Origin of the sequence: Ornithinicoccus halotolerans (assembly GCF_009602535.1) — a bacterium.
Taxonomy (GTDB): Bacteria; Actinomycetota; Actinomycetes; order Actinomycetales; family Dermatophilaceae; genus Ornithinicoccus; species Ornithinicoccus halotolerans.
Map to the genome: position 1 here is coordinate 1 of NZ_WIQI01000021.1, position 20,718 is coordinate 20,718.

The 20,718-nt window shown below is 75.1% G+C and carries 21 protein-coding genes and 1 other RNA gene; 15 read left to right on the forward strand and 7 right to left on the reverse strand.

Annotation, left to right across the window (positions count from 1 at the left end; genetic code table 11):
- The coding region (locus tag GFJ45_RS06160; protein WP_153395247.1) for a YaaA family protein at positions 1 to 671 on the reverse strand (671 nt) is incomplete at its 3' end.
- A 51-nt stretch (positions 672 to 722) separates the two neighbouring features.
- Here GFJ45_RS06160 and GFJ45_RS06165 point away from each other — a divergent pair.
- Positions 723 to 2,174 (forward strand): RNB domain-containing ribonuclease, encoded by a 1,452-nt coding sequence (locus GFJ45_RS06165; RefSeq protein WP_153395249.1) that lies wholly within the window; start codon positions 723 to 725, stop codon positions 2,172 to 2,174.
- Positions 2,175 to 2,237: 63 nt separating this feature from the next.
- Here the strand turns inward: GFJ45_RS06165 and rnpB are convergent.
- Positions 2,238 to 2,622: RNase P RNA component class A (gene rnpB / locus GFJ45_RS06170), an RNA gene on the reverse strand.
- Between the two features lie 115 nt (positions 2,623 to 2,737).
- Between rnpB and GFJ45_RS06175 the strand changes: the two genes are divergently transcribed.
- Together GFJ45_RS06175 and GFJ45_RS06180 are read left to right on the forward strand one after the other, a co-directional pair.
- Positions 2,738 to 3,361: a hypothetical protein gene (locus tag GFJ45_RS06175; RefSeq protein ID WP_194288540.1), complete on the forward strand. Its 624-nt coding sequence runs from the start codon at positions 2,738 to 2,740 to the stop codon at positions 3,359 to 3,361.
- The gene (locus tag GFJ45_RS06180) at positions 3,358 to 4,131 is read left to right on the forward strand and encodes a DUF4097 family beta strand repeat-containing protein (protein ID WP_153395253.1); all 774 of its coding nucleotides are present in this window, start codon (positions 3,358 to 3,360) and stop codon (positions 4,129 to 4,131) included. The genes GFJ45_RS06175 and GFJ45_RS06180 overlap by 4 nt, the downstream gene beginning before the upstream one ends.
- Before the next feature lie 25 nt (positions 4,132 to 4,156).
- On the opposite strand, the gene GFJ45_RS06185 is transcribed toward GFJ45_RS06180, so the two are convergent.
- On the reverse strand, positions 4,157 to 4,819 hold the full coding sequence (locus tag GFJ45_RS06185; RefSeq protein ID WP_153395255.1) for an MBL fold metallo-hydrolase: 663 nt from the start codon (positions 4,817 to 4,819) through the stop codon (positions 4,157 to 4,159).
- A 77-nt stretch (positions 4,820 to 4,896) separates the two neighbouring features.
- Here GFJ45_RS06185 and GFJ45_RS06190 point away from each other — a divergent pair, with 77 nt between their 5' ends.
- Positions 4,897 to 6,354: a GuaB1 family IMP dehydrogenase-related protein gene (locus GFJ45_RS06190; RefSeq protein ID WP_153395257.1), complete on the forward strand. Its 1,458-nt coding sequence runs from the start codon at positions 4,897 to 4,899 to the stop codon at positions 6,352 to 6,354.
- Between the two features lie 82 nt (positions 6,355 to 6,436).
- Entirely contained in the window at positions 6,437 to 7,234 is a 798-nt protein-coding gene (locus GFJ45_RS06195) for a GNAT family N-acetyltransferase (protein ID WP_153395259.1), read from the forward strand.
- Between the two features lie 10 nt (positions 7,235 to 7,244).
- Here GFJ45_RS06195 and ppgK read toward each other — a convergent pair whose 3' ends face one another.
- A complete protein-coding gene (gene ppgK / locus GFJ45_RS06200) occupies positions 7,245 to 8,012 on the reverse strand; it encodes a polyphosphate--glucose phosphotransferase (RefSeq protein WP_153395261.1) in 768 nt (255 codons plus the stop codon).
- Positions 8,013 to 8,048: 36 nt separating this feature from the next.
- A complete protein-coding gene (map, locus tag GFJ45_RS06205; RefSeq protein ID WP_153395263.1) occupies positions 8,049 to 8,909 on the reverse strand; it encodes a type I methionyl aminopeptidase in 861 nt (286 codons plus the stop codon).
- Between the two features lie 68 nt (positions 8,910 to 8,977).
- On the opposite strand from map, the gene GFJ45_RS06210 reads away from it, so the two are divergent.
- The gene (locus GFJ45_RS06210) at positions 8,978 to 9,211 is read left to right on the forward strand and encodes a methionine aminopeptidase (protein WP_153395265.1); all 234 of its coding nucleotides are present in this window, start codon (positions 8,978 to 8,980) and stop codon (positions 9,209 to 9,211) included.
- On the opposite strand, the gene GFJ45_RS06215 is transcribed toward GFJ45_RS06210, so the two are convergent.
- The gene (locus GFJ45_RS06215; protein ID WP_153395267.1) at positions 9,201 to 9,611 is read right to left on the reverse strand and encodes an SRPBCC domain-containing protein; all 411 of its coding nucleotides are present in this window, start codon (positions 9,609 to 9,611) and stop codon (positions 9,201 to 9,203) included. The genes GFJ45_RS06210 and GFJ45_RS06215 overlap by 11 nt on opposite strands.
- A gap of 118 nt (positions 9,612 to 9,729) precedes the next feature.
- Positions 9,730 to 11,526, reverse strand: a complete 1,797-nt coding sequence (locus GFJ45_RS06220) for an NAD+ synthase (protein WP_153395269.1) — start codon at positions 11,524 to 11,526, stop codon at positions 9,730 to 9,732.
- A gap of 55 nt (positions 11,527 to 11,581) precedes the next feature.
- Between GFJ45_RS06220 and GFJ45_RS06225 the strand changes: the two genes are divergently transcribed.
- From GFJ45_RS06225 to GFJ45_RS06265, 9 genes are all read left to right on the forward strand, one after another.
- Complete coding sequence (locus tag GFJ45_RS06225; protein WP_153395271.1) at positions 11,582 to 12,919, forward strand: glutamine synthetase family protein; 1,338 nt, start codon at positions 11,582 to 11,584, stop codon at positions 12,917 to 12,919.
- Entirely contained in the window at positions 12,916 to 15,936 is a 3,021-nt protein-coding gene (locus GFJ45_RS06230) for a bifunctional [glutamine synthetase] adenylyltransferase/[glutamine synthetase]-adenylyl-L-tyrosine phosphorylase (RefSeq protein WP_153395273.1), read from the forward strand. Before GFJ45_RS06225 ends, GFJ45_RS06230 begins: the two co-directional genes overlap by 4 nt.
- A 9-nt stretch (positions 15,937 to 15,945) precedes the next feature.
- Positions 15,946 to 16,623, forward strand: a complete 678-nt coding sequence (locus GFJ45_RS06235) for a hypothetical protein (protein WP_153395275.1) — start codon at positions 15,946 to 15,948, stop codon at positions 16,621 to 16,623.
- On the forward strand, positions 16,620 to 17,348 hold the full coding sequence (locus GFJ45_RS06240) for a 1-(5-phosphoribosyl)-5-[(5-phosphoribosylamino)methylideneamino]imidazole-4-carboxamide isomerase (protein ID WP_153395277.1): 729 nt from the start codon (positions 16,620 to 16,622) through the stop codon (positions 17,346 to 17,348). The genes GFJ45_RS06235 and GFJ45_RS06240 overlap by 4 nt, the downstream gene beginning before the upstream one ends.
- Positions 17,345 to 18,118 (forward strand): SseB family protein, encoded by a 774-nt coding sequence (locus GFJ45_RS06245; protein WP_153395279.1) that lies wholly within the window; start codon positions 17,345 to 17,347, stop codon positions 18,116 to 18,118. The genes GFJ45_RS06240 and GFJ45_RS06245 overlap by 4 nt, the downstream gene beginning before the upstream one ends.
- A 412-nt stretch (positions 18,119 to 18,530) precedes the next feature.
- Complete coding sequence (infC, locus tag GFJ45_RS06250; RefSeq protein WP_267128849.1) at positions 18,531 to 19,097, forward strand: translation initiation factor IF-3; 567 nt, start codon at positions 18,531 to 18,533, stop codon at positions 19,095 to 19,097.
- A 115-nt stretch (positions 19,098 to 19,212) separates the two neighbouring features.
- Positions 19,213 to 19,407, forward strand: coding sequence for a 50S ribosomal protein L35 (rpmI, locus tag GFJ45_RS06255; protein WP_153395281.1), 195 nt, complete (start codon positions 19,213 to 19,215; stop codon positions 19,405 to 19,407).
- A 52-nt stretch (positions 19,408 to 19,459) separates the two neighbouring features.
- Positions 19,460 to 19,852, forward strand: a complete 393-nt coding sequence (gene rplT / locus GFJ45_RS06260; RefSeq protein WP_153395283.1) for a 50S ribosomal protein L20 — start codon at positions 19,460 to 19,462, stop codon at positions 19,850 to 19,852.
- Positions 19,853 to 19,895: 43 nt separating this feature from the next.
- On the forward strand, positions 19,896 to 20,708 hold the full coding sequence (locus tag GFJ45_RS06265; protein WP_228386590.1) for a TrmH family RNA methyltransferase: 813 nt from the start codon (positions 19,896 to 19,898) through the stop codon (positions 20,706 to 20,708).
- Positions 20,709 to 20,718: the final 10 nt, after the last annotated feature.

Below are 20,718 nucleotides of genomic sequence, written 5' to 3' on the forward strand. Positions count from 1 at the left end.
CGCAGCCGGTCGGCGAGCCGGGTCGGCTGCTGTGGGTCGGCCGGCTCGCTCACCAGCGCCCGGGCCACCAGCCCACGGGTGTGCTTGGCCCGGTGGGTGGCCCCCGGCACGCGCACGACCAGCCACCGGTCGGCCAGCTCGGCGGGCACCGGCCAGGAGGCCGCGTAGCCGCTGGAGCGGCAGTCCACGACCAACCCCCGGCCCACCAGGGCGGGGAGGACCGGCGCCAGGTGTGGCCGCCAGAACCGGGCCAGCGGCCCCGTGCCGGGCAGGGTGACACCCATGGCGAGCCGGTAGGGCGGCACCCGGTCGGTCAGCCGCAGTGCCCCGAACAGCGCCGAGGACACCAGCACCCGCCGTGAGGCGCGGCGCCGGCTGGCGGCGTCGAGGGTCGGCAGGTCCAGCGCGTCGTAGAGCACCCCGGTGTAGAGCTGGCCGGCCGGCAGCGTCGGCGCGCTGCGCAGCCGGGTGTTGCGCGCCACCTCAGCGGCCACCCCCGCCCCGACGCCGAGCACGTCCGGCGCGTCGTCGCGGGCGCTGACCGCGGACAGCTCGGCCAGGACCCGCTCGCGCGGGCCGGTCAGCTCCGGCAGCGTCAGCGCCGCGAGGTCGAGGCTGCGCCCGCGGGCCCGGGTCGCCTTGCCCTCCGAGGGCGGGAGCAGCACGAGCACCGCGCCACCCTACGGCGGCACATCTGCCCGCCCGCGCCTAGGGTGCGGACTATGGCGCAGCGAGCGACGACGATCACCGGCGAGGTGGACGAGACCGGCACCCGGCACCGGCTCGAGGCGGCCTTCGCGCGGATCCGGGACGAGCTGGCGGCGCCCGGCGACTTCCCGCCGGATGCCCTGGCCGACGCCGAGCGCGCCGCGGCCGACCCGGACCTGCCGCGGCGGGACGAGACCGCGCTGCCGCTGTGCACCATCGACCCGCCCGGCTCGATGGACCTCGACCAGGCACTGCACATCGCCCGTGACGGTGCCGGCTACCGGGTGCGTTACGCCATCGCGGACGTCCCGGCGTTCGTGCGCCCGGGAAGCGCCCTCGACGAGGAGGCGCGCCGGCGGGGGCAGACCATCTACTGCCCGGACACCCGCGTCCCGCTGCACCCCGCGGTGATGAGCGAGGACGCCGCCAGCCTGCTCCCCGGGCAGGCGCGCCCGGCCTTCGTGTGGGACGTCCGGCTGGACGCCGACGGCGCGCGGGACGTGGCCGAGGTGTACCGCGCGGTGGTGCGGTCGCGCCGTCGCTACACCTACGAGGAGGTCCAGCAGCAGGTCGACACCGGCTCGGCGGAGGAGCCGCTGCTGCTGCTCCGGGAGGTGGGCCGGCTGCGGGTGCAGCGGGAGTCCGACCGCGGCGGGGCCTCGCTGCCGATGCCCTCCCAGGAGGTGCACGTGGACGGGGACGGCCACTACCGGCTGCGTCGTCGTCCGCTGCGCGAGGCCGAGGACTGGAACGCCCAGATCTCCCTGCTGACCGGGATGGTGGCCGCGGAGATCATGCTCGAGGGCGGCATCGGGATCCTGCGCACCATGCCGGCTCCCAGCCAGCGGGACGTGGACCGGTTCCGGCGGCAGGCCCGCGCGCTCGGGGCGGCGTGGCCGGAGGGGATGGCCTACGGGGACTTCCTGCGCACGCTGGACTGGCAGGACCCTGCGCACCTGGCGATCATCCACGACGCCACCGCGCTGTTCCGCGGGGCCGGGTACACCCCGTTCGACGGCGCGCCCCCGACCGACCCGGCGCACACCGTGCAGGCGGCGCTGGCGGCGCCGTACGCCCACGTCACCGCGCCGCTGCGGCGGCTCGTCGACCGGTTCGGGCTGGTGGCCTGCGCGGCGCTGACCGCGGGCCAGGAGGTGCCGGACTGGGTGCGGGCCGCGCTCCCGGAGCTCCCGCCGATCATGCAGCGCTCCGAGCAGCTGGCGCGCACCGTGGACCGGGCCTGCACCGACGCGGTCGAGGCGGCGGCGCTGCAGCACCGGGTGGGTGAGCGGTTCCGTGCCGTCGTCGTGGACCGGGCCGGTGACCGCGGCGTGGTGGTGCAGGTGACCGACCCGGCGGTGACGGCGCGCGCCGACGGCGAGGCGGCCCTGGGCGCCGAGGTGGCGGTGGAGCTGGTGCGTGCCGACGTCACCGGGCACGAGGTCCGGTTCGCGGTCCTGGACTGACCCCGCCGCGACGGCCACCGGCCCCGCGTGAGCAGGCTGTGCTGCTCCGTGCGGTGCCGGTGGGGGACGAGCCGACCGGTACGCCGGGTTCTGTCCCGCCGCGCCGTCACCGGCACTGCGGCGGGGGCGGCCATCCATCTCGGGCGACCGTTGCCGGCCACCTCCAGCGGCCTACCCGCACGCTCGGGCGGGCCGCCCTCGAACGCGTGCTGTCTGGCCTTGCTCCCGGTGGGGTTTACCGAGCCGCGCCGGTCACCCGGCGCGCTGGTGGTCTCTTACACCACCGTTTCACCCTTACCCCCGACGGATCGAGGGCGGTCTGCTTTCTGTGGCACTGTCCCGCGGGTCACCCCGGGTGGCCGTTAGCCACCACCGTGCCCTGTGGAGCCCGGACGTTCCTCGACGGAGCCACCCGAGGGTGCTCCGACGCGACCGCCTGGTCGACTCGTCCTCCCTCAGCGTAGCGGACCCGCCCGGCGGGACAGCGCGGTGTTGCACTGACATCATAATGATGTCAGTCTGATGTCATGCCTCGACGGGCGAGGCGGGAGCGGAGGACCAGCATGATGCTCAACGACCCCGAGCAGGTCCGGGCCGAGCAGCAGTGGCACGCCGAGCGGCTGAGCCGTGCCTGGCCACGGCACAGTCGGCCAGCAGCAACCCCGGAGCCGGCCGTGGGACAGTGGTGGCAGCACAGTGACAGCACGCGGACCCAGCCGCGGGTAGAAGGAAGGTGCACCGTGGACACTCAGAGCGCGACCGTGCGGTTCGAGGCGGCCCTCAGTCAGCAGCTGGCCCTGTCCGCCGACCCGGCGGTCGAGAGCGCCGGTGAGCTGCTGCGGCAGTCGCTGGGGGCGGCCACCCAGCAGCTGGCGATGGACATGGCCCAGCAGGCGGCGGCGGAGGTCTCCGGGCAGCTGAGCGGGCAGCACGTGGAGGTGGTGCTCCGCGACGGCGAGCCCACCCTCGTGGTGCGGGCCGAGGAGTCGGCCCCGCAGGCGGCCCCGCCGGAGGGCATGGAGGCCCGGCTCACGCTGCGGCTGCCCTCCTCGCTGAAGGACACCGTGGAGCAGGCCGCCACGCAGGCCGGCGACTCGGTCAACTCCTGGGTGGTGAAGACCCTCAACAGCACCGCCTCCCGTCCCGGCGGCGTCGGCCGGCGGTTCTCGGGGACGGTGCGCACGTGACCCGGCGGGAGCGGTTCACCGCGGTGGCGACACCCACGGTGGAGTTGCGGCTGACCGCCGGCCGGGCCCGGCTGTTGCCGGCCGAGGACGAGGTGGTCGAGGTGGTCATCGAGTCCCGGCAGGCCGACGCCTACCGGGTCGAGCGGTCCGGCACCCAGGTGTGGGTCGAGCAGCCCGGGCGGGGTCTCGGCGGCTCCAGCAACGACCTGGTCGAGCTCCGGCTGCCGCCCGGTGCGGCGGTGACCGCGCGGACCACCGCGGCGGAGCTGGAGTCCGACGTCCGGCTGGGCTCGCTCTCGGCGGTGCTGGTCTCCGGCGGGCTGCGCGCCGGACCGGTCGACGGGACCGCCCGGGTGCGCACCGCCTCCGGTGACGTGGAGGTGGGCGACGTGGGCGGGGACCTGACGGTGCACTCCGCCTCCGGCGACGTGACCGCCGGCCGGGTGACCGGCGCGGTCGAGGCGACCACCGCCTCCGGTGACGTGCGGATGGACGCGGTCGGCGGGCGGCTGGAGGTGCGGACCGCCTCCGGCGACGTGCGGGTGCGCCGCTACGAGGGCCCGGAGGTGCGGGTGCGCTCGGTGTCCGGGGACCTCTGGCTCGGGCTACCGCCCGGCCTGGAGGTGGAGCTGTCCGGTTCCACGCTGTCCGGGGCAGTGCGCAACGGCTTCGCCGACCGGGCCGGTCAGGACACCGGACCGGGCGACCGCCGGCCGGTGCGGGTGCAGCTGCAGTCGGTCTCCGGCGACCTGGTCCTCCAGCCCGCCTAGGGAGGAGCGGCCGGGGCCGGGGCGGTCAGCGCCGGGTCGGGCCGGCCCCCCGCAGGTCCAGCACGGCCACGCCCTCCTCGGCACCGTGGGTGGCGACGTGGCCGAGGTACATCGACCGCCCGGTGTCGTTGAGCAGGCCGTCGTGGATGGGGATGATCGCCTGCCGCGGGGCGACCCGGCGGACGAAACCGATGGTGTCGCGCACGGCGGCCCACGGCGCGTTCACCGGCACGCAGAGCAGGTCAACCTCCCCGGGGTCGGCGTCCAGCGCGTCGCCGGGGTGGAACACGGTCGGGACGCCCTCGGCGCGCAGCACCAGCCCGCGGTTGTCGATGCGGGGGACGTAGTCGTGGATCAGCGCGTGCCGCTCGCCGACCGCCGTCACCTCTAGTGGCCCCAGCCGCAGGGTCGCGCCGCTGTCCAGCGGCTGCACCCGCCCGGCCTGGTCGCCCAGCGGCTCCGTGAGGGCGGCGGCGGCCTGCGGCTCGGCCCACACCTGCGCGGCCGGGTTCTGCCGGAGCAGCCCGGGCAGCCGGTCGGGGTCCGCGTGGTCGGGGTGCTGGTGGGTGATCAGCACCGCGGAGAGGTCGCGCTGGTCCAGGTCGCTGAAGGTCCCGGGGTCGATGAGGACGCGTTGGTCGGCCACCTCGACGAGCAGGCACGAGTGACCCAGGTGGGTGAGCTCCATGGCTCTCACGGTAGGGCGGGCCGGCGACGGCGTCACCCGGTGCGGGCGGTGATGGCACGGACGTACCATGGACCCCCGTGGAGTTCCTCGGTGGCCTGCAGCCCGCGCACGACCTGACCTACAACGACGTCTTCATGGTGCCCAACCGTTCGGCGGTGGCCTCCCGGATGGACGTCGACCTGACCACCCCGGACCGGGTCGGCACCACGCTGCCGCTGGTCGTGGCCAACATGACGGCAGTCGCCGGGCGACGGATGGCCGAGACGGTCGCCCGGCGCGGCGCGGTCGCGGTGCTGCCGCAGGACATCCCGCTCGCCGCGATCCGCGACACCGTCGCGGCGGTCAAGGCCAGCCACCCGGTGTACGAGACCCCGATCACGATCACCCCGGACGCCCCGGTCGCCGAGGTGCTCTCCCTCATGGGCAAGCGTGCCCACCGCGCGGCCGTGGTCCTGGACCGGGACCGGCCGGTGGGAGTGGTGACCGAGGGTGACTGCACCGATGTGGACCGGTTCGCCCAGGTGCGGGACGTCATGACCGAGGACCTGACGACGGTCGCCGCCGGCACCGACGTCCGGGACGCCTTCGAGGCGCTGGAGGGCGCCCACCTCGGCCTCGCCCCGGTGGTGGACGGTGAGCGCATGCTCGGCGTGGTGACCCGCACCGGGCTGCTGCGCTCGGCGATCTACACCCCGGCGCTCGACGCGCAGGGACGGCTGCTGGTCGGCGCCGCCGTGGGTATCAACGGCGACGTGCGCGGCAAGGCGGCCGAGCTGCTGGGCTGCGGCGTGGACGTGCTCGTGGTCGACACCGCCCACGGGCACCAGGAGAAGATGCTCGAGGTGCTGCCGCAGGTGGTTGCCGTGCGGGACGCGCACGCGGACTCGACCGGGCTGCGGGTGCCGGTGGTGGCCGGCAACGTCGTGTCCGCCGACGGCGCCCGGGACCTCGCCGGCGCCGGGGCCGACATCGTCAAGGTCGGCGTCGGGCCGGGCGCGATGTGCACCACCCGGATGATGACCGGCGTGGGACGGCCGCAGTTCTCGGCGGTGCTGGAGTGCGCCGCGGCCGCCAAGGACTCCGGTGCCCACGTGTGGGCCGACGGCGGGGTCAAGTACCCCCGGGACGTCGCGCTGGCCCTGGCCGGCGGGGCCGCCAGCGTGATGATCGGCTCCTGGCTCGCCGGCACCTACGAGAGCCCCGGCGACCTGATGCGCGACGGCGACGGACGGCTGTACAAGGAGAGCTTCGGGATGGCCTCGGCCCGGGCGGTGCGGCACCGTACGCGGGAGCGCTCGGCGTTCGACCGGGCCCGGATGTCGCTGTTCGAGGAGGGCATCTCCAGTTCCAAGATGTACCTCGACCCCGAGCGTCCCGGCGTGGAGGACGTCGTTGACCAGATCGTCTCCGGGGTGCGCAGCGCCTTCACCTACGCCGGCGCCGCCACCATCGGCCAGTTCCACGCCCGCGCCGTCCTCGGGCTGCAGGGTGCCGCCGGCTACGACGAGGGCCGTCCCCGGGACACCTCCTGGTGAGGTAGCCGGCGGCTGGGCAGGTGTACCTTGGCCACGAGCGGCCGTGCACCTCTCGGGGCCGCCGGCGGGAGCAGGGACCAGCGTGCGTGATCTGGAGGCAGGACGCCGCGCCCACCTGAACATGGTGGAGGCGTTCGCCTCGCTGCCGCCGCACCAACCCCGAGGGTTCCTGCGCCGGTCAAACGGTGTGGTCGTGGCTGCCACCGCCAGCCCCGTCGCACTGTTCAACGAGGTGCTGCCGGTTGCCGACCCCGTCAGCGTCGAGGCGCTGGTCGCAGCCGTCCAGGGCCTCCAGGCAACCGGGCTGCCGTTCTACGCTCAGCTGCGCGAGGGGCTCGACGACGGGCTGGTGCGCGCGGTCACCGATCTCGGCCTCGAGGAGGACGCCAGCGCCTCCTGGCCGGCCATGGTCTGCACCGACCTACCACGGGTTGCGGAGGGGCCGGGCAGCCTTCACATCCGCACCGTCGACGGCCGGTCCGGACTGGAGGAGTTCGTGCGTGCGTCGGCGGAGATCACGGGGGGCAGCCCCGAGATCACGCACACCTGGCTGGGGCACGGCGTCGCGGACGATCCCCGGTGGGCACTGCTCACCGGCTATGCCGCGGGCGTCCCTGTCGCCCAGGCCATGAGCTTCCGGTCCGGGAGGGTTGTCGGCATCTACAACGTCGTGACCGCCGCAACGGCGAGGCGACGGGGGTACGGATGGGCGGTGACGAGCGGCGCGATCGCGACCGGCGCCCAGGCGGGCTGCACGGAGGCGGTCCTGCAGTCCTCTGCCGTTGCCCTGCCGATGTATGAGTCCCACGGCTTCAGCACCCTCTTCCGCTACCGAGCCTTCCGCTGGCGGGCGTCCCGAGCGCCGCGGACAGCACGGTAGGGACGGTCGCTCAGGCCTGCCCCTCCCGGTGGGCGGCCAGCCAGGCCGCCCCGATGATGCCGGCGTCGTTGCGCAGCTGGGCGGGCACGATCGGCGTGCGCAGGTCCAGCTCGGACAGGAACTTGTCGGCCTTCTTGGACACGCCGCCGCCGACGATGAACAGGTCCGGCCAGAACAGGTCCTCCACGTGCCGGTAGTAGCGCTGCAGCCGGGCGGCCCACTCCTGCCAGGACAGGTCCTCGTCCTCGCGGGCACTGTTGGCAGCCCGGGTCTCGGCGTCGTGACCGTCCAGCTCCAGGTGACCCAGCTCGGTGTTGGGCACCAGCTCCCCGCCGTGGAACAGGGCGGTGCCGATGCCCGTGCCGAGGGTGGTGAGCAGCACGACGCCGTCCGTGCCGCGGCCGGCGCCGTAGTGCATCTCGGCCGCGCCCGCGGCGTCGGCGTCGTTGACCACCAGGACCGGCCGGCCGAGCAGGTCGCCGAAGAGCGTCTCGGCGTCGGTGCCGATCCAGTCCTCGTCGATGTTGGCGGCGGTGCGGACGGTGCCGTGCTGCACGACGGCGGGGACGGTGATGCCCACCGGGGCGTCCGCGGGCAGCTGCCCGGCGAACTCCTCGGCGATCGTCCCGACCAGCTCGGCGACCGCCTCGGGGGTTGAGCGGCCGGGCGTCTTCAGGCGGAGCCGCTCGGCAGCGAACCGGCCCTCGACCAGGTCCACCGGGGCCCCCTTGATGCCGCTACCGCCGATGTCGACGCCGAGCAGGTGCTGGTCGGTCACGGACTGCCTCCTTGGGGTCAGGACGGTCCCGGCCCGTCAGGGGAGGGTCAGGATCTCGTTGCCGGTCTCGGTGATGAGGATGGTGTGCTCGAACTGGGCCGAGCGGCGGCCGTCGGCCGTGACGATCGTCCACCCGTCCTCCCACGCCCGCCAGTCGGGCGTGCCCAGGTTGAGCATCGGCTCGATGGTGAAGGTCATCCCCGGCTCGATGACGTCGGAGTACTCCGGCGCGTCGTAGTGCGGGATGATCAGCCCGGAGTGGAAGGCCGGCCCCACCCCGTGGCCGGTGTAGTCGCGGACGACTCCGTAGCCGAACCGGCGGGCGTAGGACTCGATGACCCGGCCGATGACGTTGACCTGCCGGCCCGGGACGGCGGCGCGGATCGCCCGCCGCAACGCCTCCTCGGTGCGCTCGACCAGCAGCCGCGACTCCTCGGCGACGTCGCCGACCAGGAAGGTGGCGTTGTTGTCGCCGTGGACCCCGTGGACGTACGCGGTGACGTCGACGTTGACGATGTCGCCGTCCTGCAGCGGGCGGTCGTCGGGGATGCCGTGGCAGACGACCTCGTTGACCGAAGTGCACAGCGACTTCGGGTAGCCCCGGTAGCCCAGCGTCGACGGGTAGGCACCGTGGTCGAGCAGGAACTCGTGGCCGATGCGGTCCAGCTCGTCGGTGGTGACGCCGGGGGCGACCGCCCGGCCGCACTCGGCGAGCGCCTGCGCCGCGACCCGGCCGGCGACGCGCATCCGCTCGATCGTCTCGGCGTCCTTGACCTCCGGGCCGGTGTAGGGAGCGGGAGCGGGGCGGTCGACGTACTCGGGGCGGGCGATGTGGGCGGGCACGTCCCGGCGGGGACCGACCCGCCCGGGTGCCAGGGTTGCGGAGGAGCTCGGCATACGGTGAAGTCTAGGTGGCGAGGGCGGCGTCGGGCCCGGCGACCGCGAGCACGTCGAGGAGGACAGCCATGCCGTACTGGTTCAACATCCGCACCAGGGCGGTGGAGGAGCACGACGACCCGGAGCGGGCACGCGGGGCCGACCTGATGGGGCCCTACGAGACCCGGGACGCGGCCGAGCGGGCGCTCGACCAGGCCCGGCAGCGCACCGAGGCCTGGGAGGAGCAGGAGCGCGCCGAGCGGGAGTGGGCCACCGGCGACCCCGACGCGAACGCCTGGGACGCCAACCCGCTCAACGACTGAGCCGGGCCAGCGCCTCCTCCCACCGCTGCCGCAGCGCCGGCACGGGCGCGCCGGCCGGGAGCCGCTCGTGCCGCAGCAGCAGCCGGCTGCCCGTGCCGGCCGGGTGCAGCTGCAGGTCCACCAGGGTGGCCGGGGCGTGCTCGTCGGCGTGCCAGGAGACCCGCAGCTGCTCACCAGGATGGTAGGAGCGGGTCACCCCGTGACTGCCGTCGTCGGCGTGCCAGGGCTCACCCTTGCTGCCGAGCCGGGCGCCCTGGCCGAGCAGCGCCTCGACGCCCTCGTGGGTGACCAGCCGGGCCCAGACGGCGTCGACCGGCTGGTCGCTGGCCTGCTCGACCTCGACGACCTGCTCGGACTCGCGGTGCCCGGGCGTGTCCTGCTGCGCGGTGGTCTCGCTCACGGCGGCTCCTCGGGGAGGGCCCACCGAACGTCCCCGGTGGGCAACGGCTAGGTGCCCTTAGCCCACCACCGGCCGCTCCGGCGCGCAAGGGGGTCGAGCGGCGCGGCCCGCGCCCGGCTCAGGCGGTCGGGCCGGACTGCGCGCGCCACCGGCTGGTCACCGGGAGACGCCGGTCGCGGCCGAAGGCCAGCGGTGTGATCTTGGTGCCCATCGCGCCCTGCCGGCGCTTCCACTCGGCCGCGTCGACGAGCCCGACGACCCGGTCCACGACCTCCGGGTCGAACCCGGCCTCGAGCAGCTCCTCGCGGCTCTGCCGCTGGCCGACGTAGCGCTCCAGGACCGGGTCGAGCACCTCGTAGGGCGGCAGGCTGTCCGCGTCCACCTGGCCCGGCGCCAGCTCGGCCGAGGGGGCCTTGGTGATGCTGGACTCCGGGATTGGCGGTCGCTCGCCTCGCCGCACGGCCTCGGCGTTGCGCCACCGGGCCAGCTCCCACACCAACGTCTTGTAGACGTCCTTGATCGGCGCGAACCCGCCGACGGTGTCGCCGTACATCGTGGAGTAGCCGACCGAGACCTCCGACTTGTTGCCGTTGGCCAGGACCAGCGCCCCCTCGCTGTTGGAGATGCCCATCCACACGACGCCGCGGACGCGGGCCTGCAGGTTCTCGGCCGCGACGCCCGCCAGCGGCAGCTCGGCCTGGAAGGCGTCCACCATCGGCTGGATGGGGATGACCCGGTAGTCGGCGCCCACCCGGGCGGCCAGCTCCTCGGCGTCGGAGCGGGAGTGGTCCGAGGAGTACTGGCTCGGGTTGGAGACCGCGATGATGCGCTGGCCGCCGACGGCGTCGGCGGCCAGCGCCGTGACGAGGGCGGAGTCGATGCCGCCGGAGACGCCGAGGCAGACCTTGCCGAAGCCGTTCTTGCGCACGTAGTCGCCCAGCCCGGTCGTCAGCGCGGCCCACACCTCGGCGAGGTCGTCGAGCCGCTCGGCCTGGACGGCCGGGAGCGGCTGGTAGGGCTGGACCGGCTGTTGCGACAGCACCCGGTGCTGCACGTGCGGCGGCGGGTGCGCGGCGTCGGTGCTGTCCGGGGCGAGGTCCAGGTCGACGGGCACCCGGGCCTCCTGGAACTGCGGGCCCCGCGCCAGCAGCGTCCCGGCGGCGTCGACGACGACGGAGGCGCCGTCGAAGACCAGCTCGTCCTGGCCCCCGACCAGGTTCACGTAGGCCAGGGTGCATCCCGCCTCGGCGGCGCGGCTGCGGCACAGCTCCAGCCGGGCGTCACCCTTCCCCCGCTCATAGGGGGAGCCGTTGAGCACCAGCAGCAGCTCGGCGCCGGCCTCCCGGGTCCGGGCCACCGGCCCGCCGTCCTGCCAGAGGTCCTCGCAGATGGCCAGCGCCACGTCCACGCCGTGGACCCGCACCACCACCAGGTCCCGCCCCGGTGCGAAGATCCGGCGCTCGTCGAACACGCCGTAGTTGGGCAGGTGGTGCTTGGCGTAGCGGGCCACCACCTGCCCCCGGTGCAGCACGGCGGCGCAGTTCTGCGGGAGGACCGTCGGCACGTGGGAGGACAGGTCGTCGGCCTCGTCGGGGGTGCCGTCGCCGTCCAGGTCGGCCACGTTGTCGCGGCTGGTCTCGTCCAGGTACCCCACCACGACGGGCAGCTCCCCGTGGCCGTCGGCGGCCAGGTCCGCGGCCAGCTGCTGCAGCGCTCGCTGGGAGGCCCGCACGAACGAGCGGCGCAGCGCCATGTCCTCCACCGGGTAGCCGACCAGCGCCATCTCCGGGAACGCGACCAGGTGGGCGCCCTCCCCGGCGGCGGCCGCCACCTGCTCGCGGATCCGCGCCGCGTTGCCGGCCAGGTCCCCGACCACGGAGTTCAGCTGCACCATCACCAGTCGAAGCTGCGCCATGCCGGAGACCCTAGCCTCGCTGCGCCCCGCTCGGCCGGTGCGGCAGGATGGCGGCATGGACCGACAGCAGGAGTACGTGCTGCGCACGATCGAGGAGCGCGACATCCGGTTCGTCCGGTTGTGGTTCACCGACGTGCTGGGCGCGCTGAAGTCCGTGGCCGTCGCCCCGGCGGAGCTGGAGCAGGCCTTCGTCGAGGGCATCGGCTTCGACGGCAGCGCGATCGAGGGCTTCACCAGGGTCTACGAGGCCGACATGATCGTGCAGCCGGACGCGGCGACCTTCCAGGTGCTGCCCTGGCGGGGTGACAAGCCGGGCACCGCGCGGATGTTCTGTGACATCCGGATGCCGGACGGGCGGGCGGCCGCCGCGGACTCCCGGCACGTGCTGCGCCGCGCGCTGGACTCCGCCGGGGAGGACGGGTTCACCTTCTACACCCACCCCGAGATCGAGTTCTACCTGTTCAAGGACCCCTACGAGCCCGGCCAGCCACCGGTGCCGCTGGACCACGCCGGCTACTTCGACCACGTGGCGCGCGGCGACGGTCACGACTTCCGGCGGGCGGCGATCACGCTGCTGGAGCAGATGGGCATCTCCGTGGAGTTCAGCCACCACGAGGGCGGCCCGGGGCAGAACGAGATCGACCTGCGCTACGCCGACGCGCTGTCGATGGCCGACAACATCATGACCTTCCGCACCGTGGTGCGGGAGGTGGCGCTGCAGCACGGGGCGTTCGCCTCCTTCATGCCCAAGCCGCTGGCCGAGCACCCCGGGTCGGGGATGCACACCCACCTCTCCCTCTTCGAGGGTGACCAGAACGCCTTCTACGAGCCGACCGCCCGGTACGAGCTGAGCACCGTGGGCCGCCGCTTCACCGCCGGGGTGCTGCGGCACGCCAGGGAGATCTGCGCGGTCACCAACCAGTGGGTGAACTCCTACAAGCGCATCTGGGGCGGCGCCGAGGCACCGGCCCACGTGTGCTGGGGCCACAACAACCGCAGCGCGCTGGTCCGGGTGCCCATGTACAGCATCGGCAAGGGGCACTCGCGCCGGGTCGAGATCCGGTCCATCGACGCCGCCTGCAACCCCTACCTGGCGTTCGCGGTGGTGCTGCAGGCCGGACTCAAGGGGATCCGCGAGGAGTACGAGCTCCCCCCGGAGGCCGAGGACGACGTGTGGTCGCTCACCCCCGGCGAGCGGCGGGCGATGGGCATCGCCGAGCTGCCGCAGTCGCTCGGGGAGGCGATCGCCGTGATGGAGGACAGCGAGCTGGTCGCGGAGACCCTCGGCGAGAGCGTGTTCGACTTCTTCCTGCGCAACAAGCGGCAGGAGTGGGCCGACTACCGCTCCCAGGTGACCACCTTCGAGCTCGACCGGTACCTGGTGCGGTTGTGACCCGTCCCGCGGGGACCGCCGAGCTGCTGCGCTCCGGCTTCACCGACGGGGAACGGGCCGGGCGGCTGCTGGAGGAGCTGGTCGAGCGGTGCGGGGCCGGGCACCTGGAGGACCGCCGGCGGCTGCTGGAGGAGTTCGCCGGCGTGGCCGACCCCGACCAGGCGCTGCTGGGCGTGGTGCGGCTGGTCGAGGCGGACGGCGAGCTGGTGGACATGGTCGCCACGCCCGGCCCCGCGCGGCAGCGGCTGCTCGCCGTGCTCGGCGCCAGCAGCGCCCTCACCGACCACCTGGTGCACCATCCCGAGCAGGTGCACGCCGTCAGCGAGCGGGCCCCGGTCGACCCGGCGGCCATCCCGCGGTCGGTGGCGCCGGTCGTGGCCGCCGCCGAGGCCCCGGAGCGGGCCGGGGAGGAGGACCTGGAGCGCCGCGGCATGGACGCGCTGCGGGTGGCCTACCGGGAGCAGCTGGTGCGCGTGGTGGCCGACGACCTGACCAGCGAGGACCCGCTGGCGGCGATGCCGCCGGTCGCCGCGGTGCTGGCCGACCTGGCCGGGGCGGCGCTGCAGGCCGCGACCGACCTCGCTCGCGCACTGGTGCCCGGTAGCGGCGGGGTGCGGTTCGCGGTCGTCGGGCTGGGCAAGTGCGGCGGGCAGGAGCTCAACTACGTCAGCGACGTCGACGTCATCTTCCTGGCCGAGCCGGACGCCGGGACGAGCGACGACGAGGCCGTCCGCGTCGGCGAGCGGCTCGCCAGCACCGTCATGCGGGTGTGCCACGCCTCCACCAGCGAGGGCACGCTGTGGCCCGTCGACGCCGCGCTGCGGCCGGAGGGCAAGCAGGGGCCGCTGGTGCGCACGCTGGCCTCGCACCGGGAGTACTACCGCCGGTGGGCGCGGACGTGGGAGTTCCAGGCGCTGCTGAAGGCCCGACCGGTCGCCGGGGACCTCGAGCTGGCCCAGGAGTGGTGCGGCATGGTCCGGCCGCTGGTCTGGGGCGCAGGCTCGCAGCCCGGCTTCGTCGAGGAGGTGCAGGGGATGCGCCGGCGGGTCGAGGAGCAGGTCCCCAGCGCCGAGTCCGACCGCCAGCTCAAGCTCGGGCCCGGTGGGCTGCGCGACATCGAGTTCAGCGTGCAGCTGCTGCAGCTGGTGCACGGCCGCGCCGACGAGACGCTGCGGTCCGGCACCACCCTGGAGGCGCTGGCCGCGCTGCGCGACGGTGGCTACGTGGGCCGGGAGGACGCCGCCGCCCTGGACACCTCCTACCGGTACCTGCGGGTGCTGGAGCACCGGGTGCAGCTGCACCGGATGCGCCGGACCCACCTGATGCCGGCCGACGAGGCGTCGCTGCGCCGGTTGGGCCGGGCGGTCGGGGAGCGTGGCGAGGCGGCGGCAGCCGTGCTGCAACGGTGGCGCTCGCACCAGCGAGAGGTGCGCCGGCTGCACGAGCGGCTGTTCTACCGTCCGCTGCTCGTGGCGGTGGCCCAGCTGTCCACCGACGAGGTGCGGCTCACCCCCGAGGCGGCACGGGAGCGGCTGGCGGCGCTGGGCTTCCGGGACCCGGCCGGGGCGATGCGCCACCTGGAGGCGCTCACCTCCGGGGTGAGCCGGCGGGCCACCATCCAGCGGCACCTGCTGCCGGTCATGCTCGGCTGGTTCGCCGGCGGAGCCGACCCCGACGCGGGGCTGCTGGCCTTCCGCCGCATCAGCGAGACGCTCGGCTCCACCCACTGGTACCTGCGGATGCTGCGGGACGAGGGCACCGCCGCCCAGCGGCTCGCCCACGTGCTCTCCACGAGCCGCTACGTGGTGGACCTGCTGATCCGCTCGCCGGAGACGGTCGCGCTGCTGGGGGACCAGGCCGGGCTGCAGCCGCCGGGGGCGGAGGTGCTCGCCGCGCGGATGGCGGCCGCGTCGCGCCGGCACCAGGAGGCCGACGCGGCGTTCCTGGCGGTGCGCACGGTCCGCGCCCGCGAGCTGCTGCGGGTGGTGCTGGCCGACCTGGTCGGTGACCTGGACCAGGCCGGGGTGCGGTCGGCGCTGACCGCGCTGACCGACTGCCTGCTGCAGGCGGCGCTGGAGGTCGCCACCCGCGTCGTGCTGGACCGGCGCGGCGAGGAGCAGGCGGTCGACCTGCTGGTGGTGGGGATGGGCCGGCTGGGCGGCGCCGAGCTCGGGTACGTCAGCGACGCCGACGTCATGTACGTCTACCGGCCCCGCGACTGGGACGAGCAGACCGCGCAGCGGGCAGCCGCCCAGGCCGAGGACATCATCGCCGAGCTGCGCCGCGGCCTCAGCAAGCCGGGCCCGGACCCGACGCTGGAGCTGGACGCGGGCCTGCGGCCGGAGGGCCGCTCCGGGCCGCTGGTGCGCAGCCTCGAGTCCTACCAGGCCTACTACGCGCGATGGTCCGCGGGCTGGGAGTCGCAGGCGCTGCTCCGGGCACGGCCGGTGGCCGGGGACGAGCGGCTGGCTGCGGAGTACGAGTCGTTGATCGACCCGCTGCGCTGGCCCGAGGGCGGGCTGGAGGCGCGCACGGTGCGGGAGATCCGGCGGCTGAAGGCCCGGATGGAGGGCGAGCGGCTCCCGCGGGGCGCCGACCGGCGCACCCACTTCAAGCTCGGGTACGGGGGGCTGAGCGACGTGGAGTGGGTGGTCCAGCTGCTGCAGCTGGAGCACGGCCACGAGGTCGCGGCGCTGCGCACCACCAGCACGCTGGTCGCCATGCAGGCCGCCGTCGAGGCGGGACTGCTCTCCTCCGACGATGCCGCGGCGCTGCGGCGGGCGTGGTCGTTGGGGTCCCGGTTGCGCGACGCCGGCGTGCTGTGGCGCGGCCGCCCGGTGGACTCGGTCCCGAGCGACGCCCGTGACGCCGAGGGGATCAGCCGCATCATCGGCCGGGGCCCCGGCCAGGGCGGGGAGCTCGCCGACGAGTGGCGCCGGACCGCGCGACGCTGCCGTCAGGTCGTCGAGCGCGTGTTCTACGGCGAGGAGCCCGGATCCGGGGCCGGCGGTCCGTAGGATGGCGGTGTGACGGTGACCCTCGAGCGGCCCCGGGCGCAGTCGCGCCCCGGCGCGACGCGCGTCCGGTGCGTGCAGTGGGTCCGCGGCGGCCTGGGTGAGGCGGTCGGGTGGGCCCGGCGCGGGGTGGTCCCCGTCTCCGCCGTACCCGCCGAGGGCTGGACGGTGCTGGCGCCGGACGGCCCGGCGCAGGCGAGCGAGCCCTACGACGACCCGGTGCTGCTGCTGCTCAACCGGCGCGTCCCGCGCCGGCTCGGTCCCGCGGTGGTGATGGGGGAGGTCGACGGCCGGGCGGTGGCGTGCGTGCGCGGGGGAGCCGCCGGCCGCCGTCCACGCTGGCTGGTGTGGGAGCCCGCCGCTGGGCTGGTGCGGCCCCCAGGGCTGGACCTCGCGGTGCCATCGGTGCTCGTGCGCGCCGCCGGGAGCGGCTCGCCGGCCGAGGTGCGCGAGATCCTCGCCGAGCGGCACGTCCCCGCCGCGAAGCTGCTCGCGGCGCTGGCCGCTGTGCTCGGGCTCCCGCACGCCCGACTGCTGGTGGCGCCCGAGGAGGCCGGCGAGCTGCCCGGGCGGGTGCTAGCCGCCCCCTCCCAGCGACAGGTGGACTGGTTCCAGGACGCGGTGCGGGACCGGGTGCTGCTGCAGCAGGAGTGGGCCGCCCAGGAGCGGCCGGGGGACGACCGGCGGTGACGGTCGCGCCGCTGCTGCTGCCCGCGGTCGACGTCGCGGCCGGCCGAGCGGCCCAGGTGGTCGGTGACGGCCCCGACGACCCAGCGGCGGTGGCCCGGGACTGGCTCACCCAGGGCGCCGAGTGGCTGCACCTGGTGGACCTGGACCTCGCCTTCGGCCGGGGGGACAACGCCGAGCTGCTGGCCGGGCTGGTGGCCGCGCTGCCGGTGCCGGTGCAGCTCTCCGGTGGCGTGACCGACGAGGACCGGCTGCAGCGCTGCCTGGCGACCGGCGCGGCGCGGGTGGTGCTCTCCAGCGCCGCGCTGCGTGACCCGGACTGGGTGCTGGCGCGCTCGGCCGAGCTCGGCCCCCGGCTCGCCGTGGGCGTCGACGTCGCCGACGGCCAGGTGGTGGCCCGGGGCAGCGACGCCCGCCTCGGTCCGCTCGACGGGGTGCTGGCCCCGCTGGCCGAGGCGGGATGCCGGGCGGTGCTGGTGGCCGACGCCGGGCGGGACGGCACCCGACGCGGCGCCGACGTCGACCTGTTCGCCGGGGTGCTGGCCCAGGTGGACCCGGACCGGACCGCGGTCATCGCCTCCGGGGGGGTCGCCGGCCCGGAGGACCTCACTCGGCTGTGCGCCCTGCCGGGCCTGGCCGGGGTGGTGCTGGGCTCGGCCCTCTACCACGGCCGGATCCGGCTGCCGGACGCGCTGCGGATCGCCGCCGCGGCCGGGAGCGAGGCGTGACCGACCCGGGCGGGCGGTTCGCGGGCCACGACCCGCGCCAGGGCGCCGACACCGCCGGGACCCCCTGGCGGGGCCGGACCCTGCAGAGCACCGGCTTCGATGACGACACTGGACAGGCCGACCCGGCGCTGCTCGCGGCCCTGGACCATCCCGAGGCGGAGACCGCGCTGGTCGCGGCCGTGGCGCGGGCCCGGCTGCTGGTGCCGGTCGTCGCGGTCGCCGGTGAGCAGGTGGCGACCGAGGCCGGGCCGCCCGCCGACGCCGGTGGAGACATGGCCGCCGTGACCCTCAGCGCCCCGGACGGCACCCGTGCCCTTCCGGTGTTCAGCAGCCTGGCGGCGCTGCGGGCGTGGGACCCGCAGGCCCGTCCGGTCCCGGTGCCCGCCTGGCGGGCGGCGCAGGCCGCCCTGCAGGAGGAGTGCACCGTGCTGCTGCTGGACCTGCCGGCGGCGCAGGGCAGCCCGTCGGCCACGCTGCGCGAGTCCATGGTGCGGGCGCTGGCCGAGGACCGCCCCTGGCGACCGGCGCACCAGGACGACCACGTCCAGCGCGCCGTCGCGGACGCGGTGGCCTCGGAGCCGGCGGTGGCCGGCCACGCCCTCGACGCCGGGCCGGGCGGGGCGCTGCGCATCACGCTGGCCCTGGTCCCCGGGCTGCAGCGGGCCGCGCGCCAGCAGGTGGTGCAGCGGGTGGGGGAGCGGCTCGCCGCGGACGTGGAGGCACGGGCCCGGCTGGACGCGGTGACCGTCGCGCTCCGCCGGACCGACTGACGAGCGCGCGGGCCGCTACCCCCTCCGACAGCACGAGGGCCTGCGGCCGCGACCAGGACTGGAATCATCCAAGGATGGGCTGCGCGGCGGGTCCTCCCGGCCGCGCGGGCGCGAGGTCGGGCGCGGCTGCTACCATGGTGGTGACCGCGAGCAGGTCCACCTGCTCGTCGTGCCACAAAGAGAGGCCCACGTGGTCTCCACCCGCGCCGACCGCCTGGTCGCCGGGTCCGACCGCCCGCCTGCGGGTGACCCTGCCGGGGTCGTGCCGCGACGGCGGGTTCTGGGCCTCTCGTTGTGCACCCTGCCGGCGAGGGGCCTTCCCTCGTCTCCGGCCGGGGTCACCACGACAGACCGGACGAAGGAGCAGCACATCAGCGAGCCCCGCATCAACGACCGCATTCGGGTTCCCGAGGTGCGGCTGGTTGGCCCGAACGGTGAGCAGGTCGGGATCGTGCGCGTCGAGGACGCGCTGCGCCTGGCCGGGGAGGCCGACCTCGACCTGGTCGAGGTGGCTCCTAACGCCCGCCCGCCGGTGGCCAAGCTCATGGACTACGGCAAGTACAAGTACGAGGCCGCCATGAAGGCCCGGGAGTCCCGGCGCAACCAGGTCAACACCGTCATCAAGGAGATCAAGCTCCGGCCCAAGATCGACGACCACGACTACGGCACCAAGAAGGGCCACGTGGAGCGGTTCCTCAGGGCCGGCGACAAGGTCAAGGTGACCATCATGTTCCGCGGGCGCGAGCAGTCCCGGCCCGAGCTGGGCTTCCGGCTGCTGCAGCGCCTGGCCGAGGACGTCGCCGAGCTGGGCTTCGTCGAGAGCCAGCCCAAGCAGGACGGCCGCAACATGGTGATGGTGCTCGGACCCGCGAAGAAGAAGGCCTCGGCGCGCAGCCAGCGCCGCCGGAGCCAGGAGCGGGCCCAGGGCGAGGAGAGCGCCGCGGGCGCGGAACGGGCCGAGCAGGCTCCGGCCGGCTGAGCGGCGCCGGGTCGCAGGCGGCGGGGTCCCCGCCGCCATGCCGCCCGGTGCGCCGCGCGAGACTGTGAGCAGGACGCGACCGCCGACGGTCGCCCGAGCAACGAGGAGATCGGCCATGCCGAAGATGAAGACGCACAGCGGCGCCAAGAAGCGGTTCCGGGTCACCGGGTCCGGCAAGGTCATGCACCAGCGTGCCCGCCACGTGCACAAGTTCCAGGAGCGCAGCTCCCAGGCCGCCCGCCGGCTGGTCAACGACAAGGTCGTCTCCGGCGCCGACGAGAAGAAGGCCAAGGCGCTGCTCGGCCGCTGAGCCAGCAGACCCGCCCTGACCTCAGAGCACACGACCCAGAAGGAGAACTCACGTGGCACGCGTGAAGCGGGCGGTCAACGCCCATAAGAAGCGCCGGGTGGCCCTCGAACGGGCCAGCGGCTACCGGGGGCAGCGCTCCCGCCTCTACCGCAAGGCCAAGGAGCAGGTCACCCACAGCCTGGTCTACAGCTACCGCGACCGCCGCGCCCGCAAGGGCGACTTCCGCCGGCTGTGGATCCAGCGCATCAACGCCGGGGCCCGCGCCCACGGCATGACCTACAACCGGTTCATCCAGGGCCTCAAGGCTGCCGGCGTCGAGGTGGACCGCCGGATGCTGGCTGAGCTGGCCGTCCACGACGAGGCCGCCTTCGCCGCCCTCGTGGACACCGCCCGGGCGCACGTCCCCGCCCAGGCCGAGAAGTCCGGCGACACCTCCGCCGCCTGAGGACCGCGGACCCGCACCGCACCACGCCGACGCCCCAGCCCGCGTGACCGCCGACCAGCCGTTGCTGAGCAACCCTCGCAGCGACCGGGTCCGGCAGGTCGCAGCGCTGGGGCGTCGCGCTGTCCGCGCCCGGCGAGGCCAGCTGCTCGTCGAGGGGCCGCAGGCGGTCCGCGAGCTGGTCGAGCACGCCCCCGGTGCCGCCCGGGAGGCCTACCTCACCACCGAGGCCGCCGAGCGCCACGGTGACCTGGTCGCCGCCGCCCTCGCCGCCGGCGCACGCGTCCGGGAGTGCACCCCCGAGGTGCTGGCAGCGATGACCGACACCGAGCACCCGCAGGGCGTCGTCGCCGTCGCCGACCGCGTCGACGTGCCACTGCCGCAGGCGCTGGCCGGGGTGGGGGAGGGCTTCGTGGTGCTGCTGGCCCACGTGCGCGACCCCGGCAACGCGGGCACCGTGCTGCGGGGCGCAGCCGCCTTCGGCGCCGCGGCGGTGCTGGTCAGCGAGTCGTCGGTGGACGTCTACAACCCCAAGGTGGTCCGCTCCACCGCCGGGTCGCTGTTCCACCTGCCGGTGGTCACCGGTGTGCCGGTCGCTGAGCTGCTCACCGGGTGCCGGGAGGCCGGGCTGCGGCTGCTGGCCGCCGACGCCGGCGGCACGACACCGCTGCCGGAGGCGGACCTGGGCGGCCCGCACGCGTGGGTGCTGGGCAACGAGGCGTGGGGCCTGGACCCGCAGGTGCGACAGGCCTGCGACGCCGCCGTGGCGATCCCGATCGTGCGCGCCGAGTCGCTCAACCTCGCGATGGCCGCGACCGTCTGCCTGCACGCCTCCAGCGCCGCCCGCGCCCGGCGATAACCGGGTGCGG

What these genes read in the sequence shown, in the direction of transcription:
- GFJ45_RS06225 (WP_153395271.1), top strand. Translation starts at nt 11,582, where the DNA reads ATGGACCGACAGCAGGAGTACGTGCTGCGCACGATCGAGGAGCGCGAC.
- GFJ45_RS06175 (WP_194288540.1), top strand. Translation starts at nt 2,738, where the DNA reads ATGATGCTCAACGACCCCGAGCAGGTCCGGGCCGAGCAGCAGTGGCAC.
- GFJ45_RS06220 (WP_153395269.1), bottom strand. Translation starts at nt 11,526, where the DNA reads ATGGCGCAGCTTCGACTGGTGATGGTGCAGCTGAACTCCGTGGTCGGG.
- GFJ45_RS06185 (WP_153395255.1), bottom strand. Translation starts at nt 4,819, where the DNA reads ATGGAGCTCACCCACCTGGGTCACTCGTGCCTGCTCGTCGAGGTGGCC.
- GFJ45_RS06210 (WP_153395265.1), top strand. Translation starts at nt 8,978, where the DNA reads ATGCCGTACTGGTTCAACATCCGCACCAGGGCGGTGGAGGAGCACGAC.
- rpmI (WP_153395281.1), top strand. Translation starts at nt 19,213, where the DNA reads ATGCCGAAGATGAAGACGCACAGCGGCGCCAAGAAGCGGTTCCGGGTC.
- map (WP_153395263.1), bottom strand. Translation starts at nt 8,909, where the DNA reads ATGCCGAGCTCCTCCGCAACCCTGGCACCCGGGCGGGTCGGTCCCCGC.
- GFJ45_RS06165 (WP_153395249.1), top strand. Translation starts at nt 723, where the DNA reads ATGGCGCAGCGAGCGACGACGATCACCGGCGAGGTGGACGAGACCGGC.